Source organism: Zobellia sp. OII3 (assembly GCF_002211465.1).
GTDB lineage: Bacteria > Bacteroidota > Bacteroidia > Flavobacteriales > Flavobacteriaceae > Zobellia > Zobellia galactanivorans.
On record NZ_MWRZ01000005.1, the window covers coordinates 101,014 to 117,883 of the forward strand.

Annotated in this window: 9 protein-coding genes; 4 read left to right on the forward strand and 5 right to left on the reverse strand. The window is 43.1% G+C overall.

Annotation, left to right across the window (positions count from 1 at the left end; translation table 11 throughout):
* Positions 1–4 precede the first annotated feature (4 nt).
* From B4Q04_RS14685 to B4Q04_RS14700, 4 genes are all read left to right on the forward strand, one after another.
* The gene (locus B4Q04_RS14685; RefSeq protein ID WP_013991757.1) at positions 5–1,630 is read left to right on the forward strand and encodes a RagB/SusD family nutrient uptake outer membrane protein; all 1,626 of its coding nucleotides are present in this window, start codon (positions 5–7) and stop codon (positions 1,628–1,630) included.
* A gap of 11 nt (positions 1,631–1,641) precedes the next feature.
* On the forward strand, positions 1,642–2,790 hold the full coding sequence (locus B4Q04_RS14690; protein WP_088697255.1) for a SusF/SusE family outer membrane protein: 1,149 nt from the start codon (positions 1,642–1,644) through the stop codon (positions 2,788–2,790).
* 80 nt (positions 2,791–2,870) lie between these two features.
* The gene (locus B4Q04_RS14695; RefSeq protein WP_013991755.1) at positions 2,871–4,304 is read left to right on the forward strand and encodes an alpha-amylase; all 1,434 of its coding nucleotides are present in this window, start codon (positions 2,871–2,873) and stop codon (positions 4,302–4,304) included.
* Positions 4,305–4,387: 83 nt separating this feature from the next.
* Complete coding sequence (locus B4Q04_RS14700; RefSeq protein WP_088697256.1) at positions 4,388–6,499, forward strand: glycoside hydrolase family 97 protein; 2,112 nt, start codon at positions 4,388–4,390, stop codon at positions 6,497–6,499.
* A gap of 391 nt (positions 6,500–6,890) precedes the next feature.
* Here the strand turns inward: B4Q04_RS14700 and B4Q04_RS14705 are convergent, their stop codons facing one another.
* From B4Q04_RS14705 to B4Q04_RS14725, 5 genes are all read right to left on the reverse strand, one after another.
* Positions 6,891–7,781: a family 16 glycosylhydrolase gene (locus B4Q04_RS14705; RefSeq protein WP_013991753.1), complete on the reverse strand. Its 891-nt coding sequence runs from the start codon at positions 7,779–7,781 to the stop codon at positions 6,891–6,893.
* Between the two features lie 83 nt (positions 7,782–7,864).
* Complete coding sequence (locus B4Q04_RS14710) at positions 7,865–8,647, reverse strand: glycerophosphodiester phosphodiesterase (RefSeq protein WP_013991752.1); 783 nt, start codon at positions 8,645–8,647, stop codon at positions 7,865–7,867.
* 91 nt (positions 8,648–8,738) lie between these two features.
* Entirely contained in the window at positions 8,739–10,343 is a 1,605-nt protein-coding gene (locus tag B4Q04_RS14715; protein ID WP_088697257.1) for a RagB/SusD family nutrient uptake outer membrane protein, read from the reverse strand.
* A 13-nt stretch (positions 10,344–10,356) separates the two neighbouring features.
* Positions 10,357–13,431 carry a SusC/RagA family TonB-linked outer membrane protein gene (locus tag B4Q04_RS14720; RefSeq protein ID WP_088697258.1) on the reverse strand — a complete coding sequence of 1,025 codons (3,075 nt, stop codon included), beginning with the start codon at positions 13,429–13,431 and terminating at the stop codon, positions 10,357–10,359.
* A gap of 303 nt (positions 13,432–13,734) precedes the next feature.
* A complete protein-coding gene (locus tag B4Q04_RS14725) occupies positions 13,735–16,566 on the reverse strand; it encodes a triple tyrosine motif-containing protein (protein WP_088697259.1) in 2,832 nt (943 codons plus the stop codon).
* Positions 16,567–16,870: the final 304 nt, after the last annotated feature.

Genomic DNA, 16,870 nt, shown 5'->3' on the forward strand with positions numbered 1-16,870 from the left:
TACCATGAAAAAAACATATAAGAAAATAATAGCCTTGTTCGTTGTAGGGGTATTTTTAGGATCCTGCCAAGATGACCTCGACCAAACCCCTATCGATCCCGATAGTTTTACGGAACAAAACGTATTTGCAAGTCCTGATGAGGCCAAGGGTGCCTTGGCCAAACTTTATGCAAGTTTGGCCCTTACAGGTCAAGAAGGGCCTTCGGGACAAGCCGATATCAGTGGAATAGACGAGGGAACGTCACAGTTTTCACGAATGCTTTTTAGCCTGAACGAACTGACCACCGATAATGCCGTAGTCGGTTGGGGAGACCCGGGCCTGCCCAATCTTCATGAAATGAACTGGGATGCGAACAACGATTTTACTACGGCAATGTATTACCGTTTGGCCCAAGAGGTGTCTTTCTGTAATTCCTTTATCGAAAATGCCCAATCGCTTGCCGATGATGCAGAGGTGGGCTATTATATTGCCGAAGCACGGTTTTTAAGGGCTTTTGCCTACTATAATCTAATTGACCTTTATGGCAATGTTCCCTTGGTTACGGTAGTTTCTACCGAGCTTCCAGAACAGAGTCGCCGATCGGAAACCTTTGATTTCGTTGAAAGCGAATTATTGGAAATTCAAGACCTGCTCAAAGATAGCCAGTCTAACGAGTACGGACGTGTAGATCGAGTGGCCGCTTGGGCACTGCTGTCTAAACTGTACTTGAATGCCAAAGTGTGGACGGATCAAGATAAATACACCGATGCGGTTACTTATGCCAATAAGGTCTTAGGCTCTTCTTATTCCATAAATACGAACGATACCAATGGAAACGGTACGGCCTATGACGAGCTTTTTTTGGCGGACAATGATACCAACGGGGCTCAGAATGAATTTATTTTCGCACTTAATTTCGACGGAAACCAATCGAGGACATATGGAGGAACGACCTTTTTGGTCCATGCTGCCGTGGGCGGTACAATGGAAGCTTCAGATTTTGGAGTGAACGGAGGATGGAGCGGATTAAGGACTACCAGTGCCTTAGTGGAGAAATTCGATGCCTCGGCCACTGATTTCGATTCTGATGGGCATCCGGTGCAATGGGCCGATATGAGGGCGATGTTTCATGCCGACGGACAAAATTATGACATCAATACGATTGCCAATACGTTTACCGATGGTTATGCCGTAACCAAGTTTAAAAATGTAGACGCCCAAGGTAATGCGGGTAGCGATGCCGGAGGTGAATTTGTAGATTCCGACCTTCCTATTATCCGTTTGGCCGATATATATCTGGTATACGCGGAAGCCGTTTTAAGAGGTGGCTCCGGTGGCGATATCAATACGGCCGCATCTTACATCAATGAGTTGAGACAACGTGCCTATGGTTCCACTGCGGGTAATATTAGCGCCGCTGACCTTACCCTGAATTTTGTTTTGGACGAAAGGGCCAGGGAATTGTTTTGGGAAGGACAAAGACGCACAGATCTTGTTCGTTACGGTCTCTTTACTTCAAATAGTTATGTATGGCCATTTAAAGGTGGGGTCAAAAACGGAACCGCGGTCGATTCCTATAGAGACTTATTCCCACTTCCTGCCAATATTATTTCAATCAATAGCAACCTTACCCAAAATACTGGGTATTAAAAACGATAAAAATGAAAAAAATAGCATTTGTAATTACCTCACTCATAATTTCATTGGGCTTTTATGCTTGCTCTAATGATGATGATTTTACTTTTGTGGCCCAATCCAATACTGAGGAAATATCCTTTGAAAACACCCTTCTCGAGTCTTATCAACTTAGCTCCGCTAATGCCGATAACCTCGCCGAACGCTTTATTTGGAATAAGGCCGATTTTGATGTGCCCACTCCCGTTTATTACGAGGTCCAGGCTTCTTCCGATGAATCTTTTGAGGCTATTACGGTTTTGGCAAGCGACCTCACCGAGAATAACTACGGGGTTACCGTTGCCAATATGTTAAGTTTGGCAGAAGACGCGGGCTTGGATAACGACCCTGATACAGAGGCCCCTAATACCGGTACATTATATTTTAGGGTACGCGCCTATGTTGGCGATGATGCCGCAAATGTAGTGGAACAATTATCCGAAACCTTGTTATTCCCGGTCGTACTTGTTCAAGAAGAGGAGGGAGAAAGTCCGATAGAAATAAAACCGCATTTGTTTATGGTCGGAGACGTTACCGAGGCCGGATGGGACAATAATGCGAACAATACTCCACTTTTTAGGGATTCTGAAAATGACAATAATTTCTTTTTTACAGGAAGGTTTGCCGGTAGCGCCTCTACGGAAGGATTCAAACTATTGGAAGTTTTGGGTGCATGGCAACCTCAATGGGGGGTAGACGGGACCAATGTGAGCAGCAGCGATATCCTAGGAAGTGACCCGTCTGCGTTTAAGGTTGACGAAGACGGTTATTACAACTTCAACATCAATACCGAAGAGCTTACTTATACCCTAGAAAAATATGATGCTTCCGCGGCAGCTACCTATACCAATATCGGAATTATAGGTGATGCGAGTGCAGGAGGATGGGATACCGATACCGATCTTGTCCAATCCACTTTTGATCCCCACCTGTGGCATGCAGAGGGAGTTGAACTTGTAGACGGTGAAATAAAATTTAGGGCAGACCATTTGTGGGACAATAGCTGGGGTGCCAGCACTGAATTAAGTGGTCAGGGCATGAACAATAATGACCCTAATATTCCTGTCAAGGCAGGGACTTATAACGTTTGGTTTAACGATCTTGATGGAAGATATATTTTAATACCTCAAGAATAGGGTTAGCTGAAGAGGAGTCCGAAACCATATGTTTTACCTGATGTTTCGGACTTCTTTTTTCTGCCTATAAAGAATATAATATGAAAAAGATCTACAGATTTTTTTGTTTCGGACTGGCCATAATGGCCTCTTGTTCGAGTGATGATGACCAATCGGTAGTTGCCGATACCAACGACAATACCCAAAAGGAAATTATAAGTCCAATTGAACTATCTGATTACGATAATGGAAGCGGGGTTATGATGCAAACCTTTTATTGGGATGTTGAGCCAAGGGGGGAATGGTGGACAAACCTCTCTGGAAAGATAGACGACTGGGCCGAAAGTGGGGTAGACAGGTTGTGGTTGCCCGTGGCGACCAAGGGGGCATCGGGAGGTTACTCCATGGGGTATGACCCATCCGATTATTTTGATTTTGGCGAATTTGACCAACACGGAACAGTGGAAACCCGTTTCGGTAGCCGGCAAGAGTTGGAAACATTGATTGAAAAAGCCCATGGGAAGGGCTTGGAAGTTATCGCCGATATTGTTATTAACCACAATTCGGGAGGGGGAGAGGAATATAACCCGTATAGGGACAAAAATACCTATACTTTGTTCGATGAATTGCACGGTAATGCCTCTGGAATGTTCAATAGGAATTTCGAAAATTTTTACCCGAACAGTACGAGTAATTATGACGATGGAAGTTTGTTCTACGCCGAGCAGAATCTAGATCACAACCAAGAATATGTTCAAAATTGGCTATGGAAATCGGAGAATTCGGTAGCCAAATATTATAAGAACGTAATGGGGTTTGATGGATGGCGCTTCGATTATGTTTTAGGATATGAACCTTGGGTGGTCAAGGCATGGTTAGATGAAGTAGGGGGATTTTCGGTAAGTGAACTCTGGGATGGAAATGCCGATGTGCTTTCTCAATATGTCGATCAGACGGGTAGTGGAGTCTTTGATTTTGCTACCTTCTATAAATTGGAGGAAGCTATGGACCGTTTTGACGATCTTACGGTTTTGGAAGGTAAAATGTTGTGGAAGACCCATCCTGATAAATCCGTTACCTTTGCCGCCAATCACGATACCGAAAAAGATGAAAACGAAGACAATCGGATTGCCGATGAGAACAAATTAAAGGCCTATGCCTATATATTGACACATCCGGGCTATCCGACCATTTTCTATTCCGATTATGAAAATGAAGCGTTTAAAGAACCGTTGAAACAGCTCGTACAAATTCATAATAGCTTGGCCATAGGTGATGCCGAAGTGCTTTATGTTGATAATGATGAGTACATCATGAAACGAGCGGGTACCGATGATAATCCAGGGTTGATACTATATATCAATACTTCGGGGAATACTAAAAAACGAACGATAAAGTCGGCATGGAACAATAGCTATTTAATGGATTACACCAAAAATGTCCATGGCTCGATTACGAGTGATGAAAATGGAGAGGCCCTTATTGAGGCACCTGCCAACGGCTACAGTATTTGGTCTATTGCCAAAGTAAATTAAAAATTAAGTATTATCTACTTTGATAGGTCGAGGGCGTTCGATAATGAAATAGCCGGCTTAGCAGGGTCAAAATGATTTATAAAATGAAGAAAATATTTTTTGCCATTGCGGTTTCCATTTTACTTTTTCCACGGGCAATAGCGCAACAATTGAAATCGCCCAACGGTGATTTTTCAATGGGATTCACTTTGGTCGACGATGGAATACCGGTCTATAACCTGTCTTACAAAAACCAAGAAGTAATCAAGCGGAGCAAACTAGGGCTAGAGCTTAAGAACGATGAAAAATCATTGTTGAGCGGTTTCTCGATTACCGATACGCAGACCACTACTTTTGATGATACCTGGGTTCCGGTTTGGGGAGAGGTGAATGAAATAAGGAATCGTTATAATGAGCTGAAGGTTGATTTGAAACAAGAGGGCACCGAAAGGGTTCTTCGACTTCGTTTTCGCCTATTTGATGACGGACTCGGGTTTAGATATGAGTTTCCCGAACAGCCCGGTCTAACTTATGTGGTCATTAAGGAAGAGCGTACCCAGTTTGCCATGACCGGTGACCATACGGCCTTTTGGATTCCAGGGGACTACGATACGCAAGAATACGATTATACCGAATCAAAGTTGTCGGAGATACGCGGTAAAATGGAAGCGGCCATTACACCCAATGTTTCCCAGACCCAATTTTCCCCCACCGGTGTACAAACATCCTTAATGATGAAAACCGATACGGGGATATACATCAACCTGCATGAGGCGGCCTTGATCGATTATCCATGTATGCACCTGAACCTTGATGATACGAATATGGTATTCCAATCTTGGTTGACACCCGATGCCAGGGGAGACAAAGGGTATATACAAGCACCTTTTGAAACTCCTTGGCGTACGATTATCGTAAGTGACGATGCACGCGATATTCTATCCTCTAAAATGACGTTGAACCTAAACGAACCTTGTAAGATTCCAGATACCTCATGGATAAAACCTGTGAAGTATGTTGGGGTTTGGTGGGAGATGATTACCGGAAAAAGCAGCTGGTCGTACACCAATGACTTTCCTTCCGTAAAATTAGGAAAGACCGATTACGGTAAGGCAAGCCCTAACGGTACCCATGCCGCAAATACCGAACATGTGAAGGCATATATCGATTTTGCCGCTGAAAACGGATTCGACGGGGTTCTGGTAGAGGGATGGAACCAAGGTTGGGAAGATTGGTTCGGAAATTCAAAGGACTATGTATTCGATTTTGTAACTCCATACCCTGATTTCGATGTAGAGGAAATTCACCAATATGCCAAATCAAAAGGGATAAAGATGATCATGCACCATGAGACTTCGGGATCGGTTCGTAATTATGAGCGGCACCTGGACAAAGCCTATCAGTTTATGAACGACCACGGCTACGAGGCGGTTAAAAGTGGGTATGTGGGCGATATTATCCCTCGGGGAGAATACCATTATGGCCAGTGGCTTGTAAACCACTATCAATATGCCCTTGAAAAAGCCGCTGACTATAAGGTTATGGTAAATGCCCATGAAGCGGTACGGCCGACAGGAATTAGTAGAACGTATCCGAATTTGATAGGCAATGAATCGGCAAGGGGTACCGAGTACCAAGCTTTTGGAGGGAATAAGCCTAACCATGTTACCGTTTTGCCCTTTACCCGGTTGGTAGGTGGACCGATGGATTATACACCGGGAATTTTTGAAATGGATATCTCTAAGTTGAATCCGGAAAATACCTCGCACGTCAATGCTACTATAGCCAATCAATTGGCATTATATGTTACAATGTATAGCCCATTGCAAATGGCCGCGGATCTACCCGAGAACTACAAACGTTTTCCAGATGCCTTTCAATTTATAAAAGATGTAGCCGTCGATTGGGACGATAGCAAATATCTTGAGGCCGAACCGGGTAGGTATATTACCGTGGCCCGTAAAGAAAAGGGTGCGTCGAATTGGTTCGTCGGTAATGTCAATGGAAATGAAGCTAGGACATCAAAGATAAAATTGGACTTCCTTGAAAAAGGGAAAAAATATACGGCTACTATTTACGCCGATGCGTCCGATGCACACTATAAAACCAATCCACAGGCATATAAGATTTCGACCAAGACCGTAACCTATAATTCATTTTTAAAGTTAAGGTCGGCATCGGGTGGTGGGTATGCCATTAGTATAATTGAAAAATAAGCATAAAGCAAAGCAATGGTCGACTCCGACTTTTATGGGGCTTTATCCTATGGTTTGCTTTTGCTTGGAAAACAGCATTGAAATCAATTCACATGAAACGTGATTGGATCCACTTTTATTGGTGATTCTTTATAGGGAATGTTAAGGAGGCTGCTCAGATGAAATGGGTTTAGCCTCCTTTTTTTTGTGCACGGCATGCTCAAAAGTGAAGTGTAGGTCATGGTATATGACAACAATATAACATCTTATGGTTTTTCTGCCATCGGATAACCGTAAGTAGGTACGAAAGAACGACCCCGAAAAAAATGGCAATTGAAGTTAAGACAAAGGAAAAACCATGGACCCTGACCCCACCATTTCGGTTTTTATGTGCTCTAAAACGGCATCTAAATTATTCCTGTAGCTGGTAAACGCGTGCGTAGTCGATTATCATTTTCTGAGGAAAGATACTGTCATCAATGCCTTTTAGTCCTCCCCAACTACCCCCGATGGCCAGGTTCAATTTTAAATGGAAAGGCTGGTCAAAAGGCCATTCCGCATTGGTTTTGTGCTGGTTTTCAAACTGATGGTACGCAGTGCCGTCTAACAGGAATACAATTTTTTCGGGAGTCCATTCAATGGAATACTCGTGGAAATCGTCGTAAGGGTTTTCTATAAAAACCGATTTGCCTACTTCGGTTTTTTTGATGTGGTTGAAAGCTTCGGTGTGCACCGTACCGAAAATCGAATCGCTTTGATAGCCAACGTGCTCCATGATGTCTATTTCCCCGCATTTGGGCCAACCGACTTCTTTCCAGTTTTTGCCCAGCATCCAAATGGCCGGCCACGTTCCGGTGCCCTTGGGTAATTTGGCCCTAACGCTGACTTTGCCATATTTCCACTCGTTCAGGTCTTTGGTGGTTATACTGGCCGAGGTATATTCCCCAAACTCTGTGTTTTTTGTCCAGTTGTCGGCCTCTTCGGAAACGAATGTCTCGTTTTCCACCTTTTCCTTATGGGACTCTATAATAAGGAAGCCGTCCTCAACACGAATGTTTTTGGGGTTATCGGTATAGTACTGTGCTTCGTTGTTTCTGATAAAACCTATTTCATAGGCCCAATTGTCAAGATTTGGTTCGCCCTTACCATCGAATTCATCGGCCCATACCAATGTATAGCCTGCTGGCGATTCTTCTTCCGCCTCGGTATCGTTGGTTTTCTTGTTGTTGCCATCACAGCTGCCAAGGGTAAGGCCTATAAAAATAAGAGGTATTAGGTATTTTGAAAAAAGGGATTTTTGCATGGGGTCTTAGTTATGTATACAAGATAAGAAACTTCGGGAAAAGGTAATGGTCGACACTAGGTTCTTCATGGAAGAAATCGCTTTTAGGGTTGTGCTGTTTTCTTAAGTAGAAGCTCGGGCTCGTTGGTGGTGATATAATCGAAATCGTATTTCAAGAACCATTCCATGTCTTCCTCTTCATTTACGGTCCAGGCATTTAGGGCTAGTCTGTTCTTTTTGGCACTTGTAATCCATTCCGGATGTTTTTTAAAGACGGATAAGTAATAATCGGCACCATCGATGCCATCACGTTTCAATACTTCGGGAGATTTGCTGCCGTCTAGATACTGCGTGTGTACTTCAGGATTCAGTTCTTCCAATCGCTTTAAAATATCATAGCTAAAGCTGATATACACCACCATATGTTGTGCGTTGAGCTCGTTTATCAAATGATAGACTTTCTCTGCGATCAAGAGTCCCCTTTCCTTGTTTTTAGAGGGTTTGATCTCGCACACAAGGCGGGTCGTAGTATTGTTTTCAAGGCCGGCCAAAATATACTGCCTTAGGGTGGGCAACACCTCTCCGTTCTTCAATGGAAATTTGCTTAGCTCTTCATAAGAGCTTTCTTCAATTTCCAGGTTGGCGTAATCTGGGTCGTGGGTAATTATTAGAGAATCGTTCGCGGTCATACGTACGTCAAATTCGCTACCTGCACATCGCATTCGGATGGCTTCCTTAAGGGAAGCTATGGAGTTCTCCGGTAAATTTTTGGCCTTCCATGCCCCTCTGTGGGCCACCACTTTGTTTTGTGAAAAATCGACGGTTTTTTTTGTGGTTGAACACGAACCGACCAGAATCATTGTCATCAATAGAACAATATATCTCATACTTTACTTTTTTAGTATTAATATTTGGGCACAGGCCCTACGACCCATGCCCAAATCACTCAACTCAATTAATTATTACTCGGGGAAACTATTAATTATAACCATCGTTTTGCGGGTAGCCAGGACCTAGTAAATCAAGATCGATCTGTGCAATAGGGAAATTGATATAGTAAGGCTTCCAATTGGTACGTGGGTCTTTTTCGCCCAAGTTGGCCGGATAGTATTCCCCATCACCTGCGTAGTTCGTGATTTGCCTATCGATGACCTCTTGCCCCATTCTTTTTAAGGTAAACCATCGTTCTCCTTCAAAGGCAAGTTCACGGGCCCGTTCGTCCAGTATGGCCTGTTCGTCCACTGTGGCCAAGGGAGCGGCTCCCGCCCTTGTTCTTACCGCGTTTATATAGGGAAGGGGGTCTCCACTTGAGCGCATTATGGCCTCTGCCGCTATCAAGTAGGTTTCGGCCAATCTATATACCATTATATTGCTTCTTTGAAGATAGGAATTAGGGTTGTCGTCTTCTTCGGCAAACTTTATACAAGAGGGGTGAAGCCTTTGGTAGTACGAAGTATAGGTGTCACTAGGGTTGTTCAAATCTGTAATCGGCTTATAGATCTTGATTTCTTGATTTATACTATCACCGGAAGTATAATAGTATTTTAGCCTAAAATAAGTGTCGTCATCACGGGTGTCATTGGGGTCTTCCGCAAGCAGGTCGAGCAAATATTTGTTGGGAAGTATCCTTGAGAATCCTCGCCCACCTTGTGCAATATTGGCCTCTATCCCAGAAATCTGAAAGTATTGGGTAACATAGTTGGCGTTGATCATGGTGTTGTCGCCACCGCCCAATAGGTCGTCTTGAGACTGTATTACAAACAGGGCTTCTGCATGGTTTTTATCTCCGGAAAAGACTTCCTCCGTTGTAGGCATCAGGCTATGGGGTCCTTCCTCTATAAGGGAAACGGCTTGGTATTTGGCTTCCTCCCAATCGCCTTCCCACATGGCCACTTTGGCTTTTAGATGTTTTGCCGTCCCCTTTGTTACGCGACCAAAGGTATCGTTCCATTCCAAATGCTCTATGGCGAAATCCAAATCGCTATTCAGCAGTGCAAAAATCTCTTCCTTCGATGATTTGTCGTTGATGACATCAAAGGCATTGTCTACCGTAACCGTATTGGTGGTAACATAGATGTTGTTGAACATTCGGTATAGGTAGAAATAGGAGTTCGACCTAAAAAACTTGGCTTCGGCCAAAACTTGGTTTCTTATATCTTCGTCGATATCCTCCAGAGCTTCGGCAGCATTGATAATTTCGGTTGCCTTGTTGGCAATATTATAAAAATGTTTCCAAAATAACGAGGATACAAATTTGGCGCCTTGATCTACGGGAGATACCCCTCTTTCATACCTGCCCATTAACCCGGTATAGCCGGTTCTACTGAAGGCAAGGTCGCTTCGTGAAGACATTAACACCCCGCCCATAAAATCTTCGGTGCCGTTGTCATATCGATCCCTATTGAACTTGTATAAACTTACTACGCCCGATTTTAAACCATCTTCGGTAGTATATATATAGTCGGAATCGATCAAGGTACTCGGTTGCTCTTCTAGGTAGTCTTCACACGATATGGCTATAACGACTACGCTTAGTAGGGCAAATCCCTTCATTAATTTTAGGTATAGTTTTTCGGTATTCATAATTTCTTTTTTTTTAAAATTTAACCCTTACACCAAAAGTGAAACTTCTTGCATCTGGATAGCCGGTGTCGGCATTCGAAAAGGTACTCCTGATATTTATTTCAGGACTATAGCCGATATAGTCGGTATCGGTAAATAGGTTCGTTCCGGTAATATAAAACCTAATTTGCTCAAGGCTTAGGTCAGAGGTTATGGCATCGGGCAATGTGTAGCCTAAACTAACGGTTCTTAATCTTACGTATGACGCATCCCTTACCGCCAATGAATTTAAGTACAATGGGGTAGTGTCGTAATTAGGTCTAGGGAAAGATGTGGAAGGATTTTCGGGAGTATAATAGTCCACCTTTACACCATTGAGCTTTCCGGAAAGCGTTCCGCCGTTATTGAAATCGGACAAGAAAGGATTCACTTTGGTCGTACCTTCAACCGCATAAAAGTCTACGAACAGGTCAAAGCCTTTGTATGCTACCGAAGTGGACAATGAACCGAACCAGTCGGGGTTAGGACTCTTAAAGACCCGGTCTTCGGGAGTTATTTTTCCGTCCGGTATTCCGGTTTCGTTGCCGTTTTCATCTACCCCGTTGGTATCTTTTATTTTGATGTCTCCAGGTCTTAGGTTTTCCTGTGGAAGTGCCGATTCGGGGTTGGCCTGCGGGGCATTGGCAAAATCTTCACCTTCTTGCCAGATACCGTCAAACTCGTACTGGTAAATCACGCCAACGGGTTGCCCTACATAGTATCCGTAGGTGTCATCTGCAATGATGGGGTTGCCGTCGCCGTCATTATAGAGTTCCAACAATTTGTTTTTGTTCTTTGACCAATTGGTTGAAACCGACCATTTAAAATTATCGGTAGTGATAAGATTGGCCGTTAGATTTAATTCTACACCGGTATTTTGTAGTTCCCCGGCATTAAAGAAGGTGTATTGGTAACCTGTGATGGAAGGAACCCCCCGTCGAAGCAACAGGTCGGTGGTTCGCGCATCGTAATAATCGACATTACCTGTCAAAGCCCTATTGAACAAGGAGAAATCAAGACCCAAGTTGAGTGTCGTTATCCTTTCGAATTTTAAATCGGTATTGGGGAGAATGACCGATGGCGAGTATCCTGAGAAGGATTCCCTGTCGAAAGTATAATTTTGTCCATCTGCGGTAAATAAAGAGGTATAGGCACGGCCAAGGTCATTAACCAAAGAACCGTAACTCGCCCTGAGTTTTAGCTCTTGAACAGCATTGACATCCCTGAAAAAGTTTTCGTTATGCAGTTTCCAAGCAGCGGAAGCGGCCGGGTTAAAGCTCCATTTGTTGTCTTGTGAATTTACCGAAGCCCCATCGGCCCTAGCGGTTGCGGTCAGCAAATATTTATTGTTGAGGTTATATCTGGCCCTGGCCATAAAGGAAGCCAGTCGTTGCTGGTTTTTATCGCGTTCTACGGTTACGTTCCCTACGGCATTCGATATACCGTCATAGCCCAAACTTTCATTTGAAAAACCTTGTCCCTCGGTAAAGGTTCTGCTGTATTTGTTTTCTTGGGAAGATTGAACCAAGGTTAGGTTGAGCTTGTTGTCCTCGTTAAAGGCCTTGTCATAGGTCAATATATTCTCTATCAAATAAGACTCGGTCAAATGGTTGTCGATTCTGGCGATACCATTGACATCGTCGCCAGCGGAACTTAGTGAAGATTGGTATTGCCCTCTTTCCGATGTTCTTCTGGTAAGGTTGGTCTTTAATTGATACTGTAGGTCTTTGGTGATTTGCCAAATGGGGGTAACGTTGATTACGTAATCGTTTCCTTTTTCATCATTGTCTTGTTCCCGTAGGTTCCAAATGGGGTTAACGGCCGACAGTTCCTCGCCGCTTGGAAACTGGGTTAGGTTGCCGTCTTCGTCATAGGCCCTGCCCAAAGGAGAGGTGGTTATTACGTTTACGTTGGCGGCCCTTTCGGTATCATCGTTCAAGATATTCAGGTCAAAATTCACTGAAAACTTGTCGCTGATTTTTTGATCGACGTTGAGGCGTAACGTTTTTCTCGTATAACTAGAAGTTGGAATAATACCTTCTTCCTTAAAGTAATTGACACTGCCGAAAACCTTGGTGAATTCCGAACCGCCACTAACGCTCACGGCATGGCTGTTGACATAACCGTTCTTTACCAATTCATCCTCCCAATCGATGAATTCGTTGTTGGCTATGGAGGCCAATTCTAGTTCTGAAAAAATATCCTCTTCATTGGGGTAGGAGCCATCCGCAATGTTGGATCGGGCAGCTTCCCTTCTTAATTGGGCGAACTCCTGTCCGTTATAGACATCGAAATTACGCTCCATTGTTTTTGAGCTTACAAAGCCATGATAGTTTACGCTTACTTTTCCGCTTTTACCTCTCTTGGTAGTGATCAAAACAACACCATTGGCCCCTCTTGATCCGTAAATGGCCTGTGCAGACGCATCTTTTAAGAATTCAACCGACTCAATATCGTCAGAGTCGATATCTTCGATGCCGCCATCCCTAATAATACCGTCGACAACATAAATGGCGCTAACGCTTCCTTCAATGGAACCTTGTCCCCTGAAGATGATGTCGGAAGTACCCCCAGGTCTTAGGGTTCCGCCTCCTACATCTACCTGTAGACCGGCTATTCTACCTCTTAGCATTTCGTTGACATCCGATGTCGGGGTCAATAGGGCCTTTTCAACATCGGTAACGGCAACCGCATTGACCACATCACTTTTGTTTTGGGTACCATACCCAACTACAACGACCTCTTCCAGTTGGCTGGAATCTTCCTGTAATGTAATGGTGATAGGGCCGTTTGAAATGGGTACTTCCGTAGTGGCGTAACCGATATACGAAGCAATCAGGGTAGTGGCGCCTTGGGGCGCGTTCAAAGAGAAATTACCATCAAAATCGGTAGATGTACCCTGGGTGGTTCCTTTGACCACTATCGAAGCTCCCGCTAGGGGAATTCCATCTTGGTCAAGAACTGATCCTGTTATTTTTTGCTGGTCTTGCGAATAGACAACTACAGCAGAAAAAATATTGAGCAAAAGCCACAGTAGCTTTTTTCTTGGATTAAATAATTTGATAATCATAGAATGTTGGTTTTGTTCAAGATTAAAAGTTGAGTTTTTAGATAGTTATACATTTTGTATCACTAGAACATATAGTTCCATTGTTACCAATGTAGAGAGATTTCTCTTTTGAGAGGGAAAACGTGGCACTACAAAAACATACATATTGAAATAGTCTTGGCCATAGCTTCTTAAGCCCCATTATTTATAGGATTTTCAGCTATTTTGTTTTTGCTTGCAATAGTGGGGAAAAGGTGTGCTTATAAAGGGGTTTAAGTAATTTGTGGGGGTAATGTAGGGGTAATATTTAGGTGGTTTTAACGTTTAAATCGAGAGAATGTAGTCCGTAAGTTTCGTTTCCCTTTTTAAATCGAGCTTTTTTCGTAGCCTTGAACGTCTTACTTCTACACTTTTGACGGAAATGTTAAGTAGCGGTGCTATTTCCTTAGATGATAGGTTCAATCGTAAATAGGCGCAGAACTTTAAATCGTTGGATGATAAATTAGGATGCAGTTCCTTGGCCCTGGTTAAAAATTCCCTATCCGTATTGTTAAAGGCCTCCATGAAAAGTTTTCGGTCTTTTGAACTGTTAAGGTTTTTATCGATCAGTTTTATTACCGGATGGGTCTTGTTGAATGTATCATCACTCTTTTTGAGCTCTTTTTTGACCCTTCTTAGCAATTCGTTTCTCTTGATCAAACTCATTGTAGAAATGGCGAGTTCCCGGTTCTTGCTTTCAATTTCCTGGTTGAGCTTTTCATTGGTTAGCCGTATCATTTCCTGTTCACTTTGAATATACTTCAACTGCATTTCGCGTTGACTTTCGAGCATGGCTTTTCTGTTCTGACGGCGATAGTAGGTCTTATACGATTTGTGCACTAAAAATCCGACACCGAAGATGAGCAGGGCGTATGCCAATAGCGCTATGTTGGAGAGGTAAAACGGACGGGCAATAACAAAGCTGTATTGTATCGTATTCGTTGAAATATGTTTCCCGATTTTTGATCGGGCCCTAAATACGTAATCTCCAAAAGGCAATTTTTCAAAGGTTACGGATGGGGCCGGACCCCATTCGCTCCACGAATCGTCGAGCCCTTCCAATTGATATTGGTAGTTAACGTTGGTATACTTGTCGTATTGGGGTACACTATAATGAAATTTTAGTGTTGATCGCTTATAGGAAAATTGTCCTTCTTCAAGTATGGGGACATCCTTGGTATCCTTTTCGTTTTTTGTAACGCCGACCTTGTCCAACACGATTTGATGGGGCTTGTTCGGAATTTTCTCAAGGTCTATCAACAAGTATCCATTGGTCTTGCCTATAAGGTATTTGTTGTTATCTATTTGGGTGATATTTTCAAAGCTGAGGGTCATTTTTCTCCAATTGTTTCCAATGGGAATGGAGTTGAAGTCTACCATATTGTTCAAGGGCCCTTTTTGGGTATAGCCGATATGGGTCTGGTTAAAGCTCCATAGGCGTTCCTTTTGATCAAATACCAATTTGCCCGATAGGTATTCACCCTCCGGAATGAGCGGACTCAGAGTGCTGTCCTTTACAAATCTTCTTGTGCTAGGCTCAAGCTTGAAAATCCCGTTTCGATTTGTATAGAGCAGATCTTTGCCCATCTTTACTATTCCGGAGCCCTTGCTTTTTTCAATGTCGGGAATCAGGGTCACGGAATCAAAAGACAATAAATCGCTGTTCAGTATTAATCGGTAGACTCCTTTGGTTTCGTGGTTGACCCATATTTCACGAGTCTCTAGAATTTCAAAAAAACGCGATGAAATTTCAAACCCTTTGATTTTGTGGTCTAGTTTCCACAAGCCTGCATCGTTTTTCAATATGGCCAAGCCAGAATAATGGCCGACCAGAAGTTTGTTGGGCTGATCGGGTATGGGCTTAAAGTCCCACGTCCCATCAATATGGGCCACTAACGATGCCGTATTGCCCGTAATGGAAAAGACACCATTGTTGTGTCCGCATAGCAGTTGGTCGTTTTCGGCATAAAGAGACCAAACCTGGCCTTCCGTACCTTTTATAAATTTCAGGTTTTCGTCAGAATCTAGATTTTTATAGAATAGTCCCTGATTGGTGCCGATATACAGCTTTTTATCGTGTGTGATGGAGGTGTAGGTGGTTCCGAACGTACCATCGCGGTCATTGTACTCCCTTATATACGATTGCCTGTTGATACAATCAAGGCCATTGTCTAGGGCGGCCCAAACATTGGCGTCGGCATCTTCAAATAAATTGAGTACGGTATTGTTACTTAAGCCATTTTTTTGGTTGAATACCCTGGTAATTTGTCCATCGATCGACATTGAAACGATGCCTTTTGAGATGGTGCCCAGCATAAAGCTTTTGTCCTTTAGCTGAATGCCTCTAAATACCCGTGCATGTTGAAGTAGGGTGTCGGCGGGAATATGCCATTTTTTAAGGGTGCGGTTTTCTATTTTGTACAGTCCCTTGGTCCGTGTCAATACCACCAGCCCGTCATTTATTGAGAAGATGTTAAGGAGGAACTTTATGTTGAGATCTTTAGGTATGGTCGCGATCAATTTTTCCGTTCCGTTTTCAAGATTGAAAATTCTTCCATCGTATTTCTGTAGGTATATTTTTTGGTCGACCTTGAATAACCTGTAGTTGTTTTCTTTGTCCGTAGAAAAGTTCAATTCCTTTGAATCGGTATCGTAAAAATAAAGGCGGTCGTATGACTGAAAGATCACATATTTATCGAGCCCTTCAATATTCCATATGATTTCATCTTCGAAGAGCTTTTCTTTTATGGATTCGGAGATAGAGTGGTAGTCCATTGCCCCTTTGTCGTTTTTGGTCCAATAACCGAACTCCATATAACTACCTGAATAAACCTTGTCCTTATAGGAAGATAATGAGCGAATTGCGGCATTGTTAAGTGAGGGATATAAGACCCATCGAGAGCCGTCATATTCAAGTAGTCCTTCGTTGTTGGCCACGTAAATATAGCCTTCGAGGTTTTGGGTTACGTCCCAATTCTGGTTTTCCGCCCCGTATTCCGAAGCGGAAAACTTAACGATGGGTGGGGTTTCTTGAGCGTGCAAAAACTGTAGTCCAAAAAACAGTACAATCGCAAGTTTATAGAAGCGCAAAAAATGAAAGGCATTTAAAGTATGCATGTTTTTTGATGGTATAACCTATAAACAGTTCAGGCAAATTTATGAATATGTAGCCAATTGCCGTGATTGGCCATGTTTTGATACGTAATAATAAACAAAAGGGGAGGGTTTACCGGTTTTTTGGGCTCTTATTTGAAGGTTGTCTACCATCAACATAAGGAAAGGGGCGGTGCTTTTCTCTTAAAGTTGTAATAAGGGGTGGTCTTCCTCCACTTTAATTTGTAAAAAAGGATAGACCTGGTGAATGTGAGCTCCATTCCTTATATTTTTATGTAATCGAAAGGGGGGAGGCCTAGGACATTTT

What these genes read in the sequence shown, in the direction of transcription:
- B4Q04_RS14725 (WP_088697259.1), bottom strand. Translation starts at nt 16,566, where the DNA reads ATGCATACTTTAAATGCCTTTCATTTTTTGCGCTTCTATAAACTTGCG.
- B4Q04_RS14700 (WP_088697256.1), top strand. Translation starts at nt 4,388, where the DNA reads ATGAAGAAAATATTTTTTGCCATTGCGGTTTCCATTTTACTTTTTCCA.
- B4Q04_RS14690 (WP_088697255.1), top strand. Translation starts at nt 1,642, where the DNA reads ATGAAAAAAATAGCATTTGTAATTACCTCACTCATAATTTCATTGGGC.
- B4Q04_RS14720 (WP_088697258.1), bottom strand. Translation starts at nt 13,431, where the DNA reads ATGATTATCAAATTATTTAATCCAAGAAAAAAGCTACTGTGGCTTTTG.
- B4Q04_RS14715 (WP_088697257.1), bottom strand. Translation starts at nt 10,343, where the DNA reads ATGAATACCGAAAAACTATACCTAAAATTAATGAAGGGATTTGCCCTA.
- B4Q04_RS14705 (WP_013991753.1), bottom strand. Translation starts at nt 7,781, where the DNA reads ATGCAAAAATCCCTTTTTTCAAAATACCTAATACCTCTTATTTTTATA.
- B4Q04_RS14710 (WP_013991752.1), bottom strand. Translation starts at nt 8,647, where the DNA reads ATGAGATATATTGTTCTATTGATGACAATGATTCTGGTCGGTTCGTGT.
- B4Q04_RS14695 (WP_013991755.1), top strand. Translation starts at nt 2,871, where the DNA reads ATGAAAAAGATCTACAGATTTTTTTGTTTCGGACTGGCCATAATGGCC.
- B4Q04_RS14685 (WP_013991757.1), top strand. Translation starts at nt 5, where the DNA reads ATGAAAAAAACATATAAGAAAATAATAGCCTTGTTCGTTGTAGGGGTA.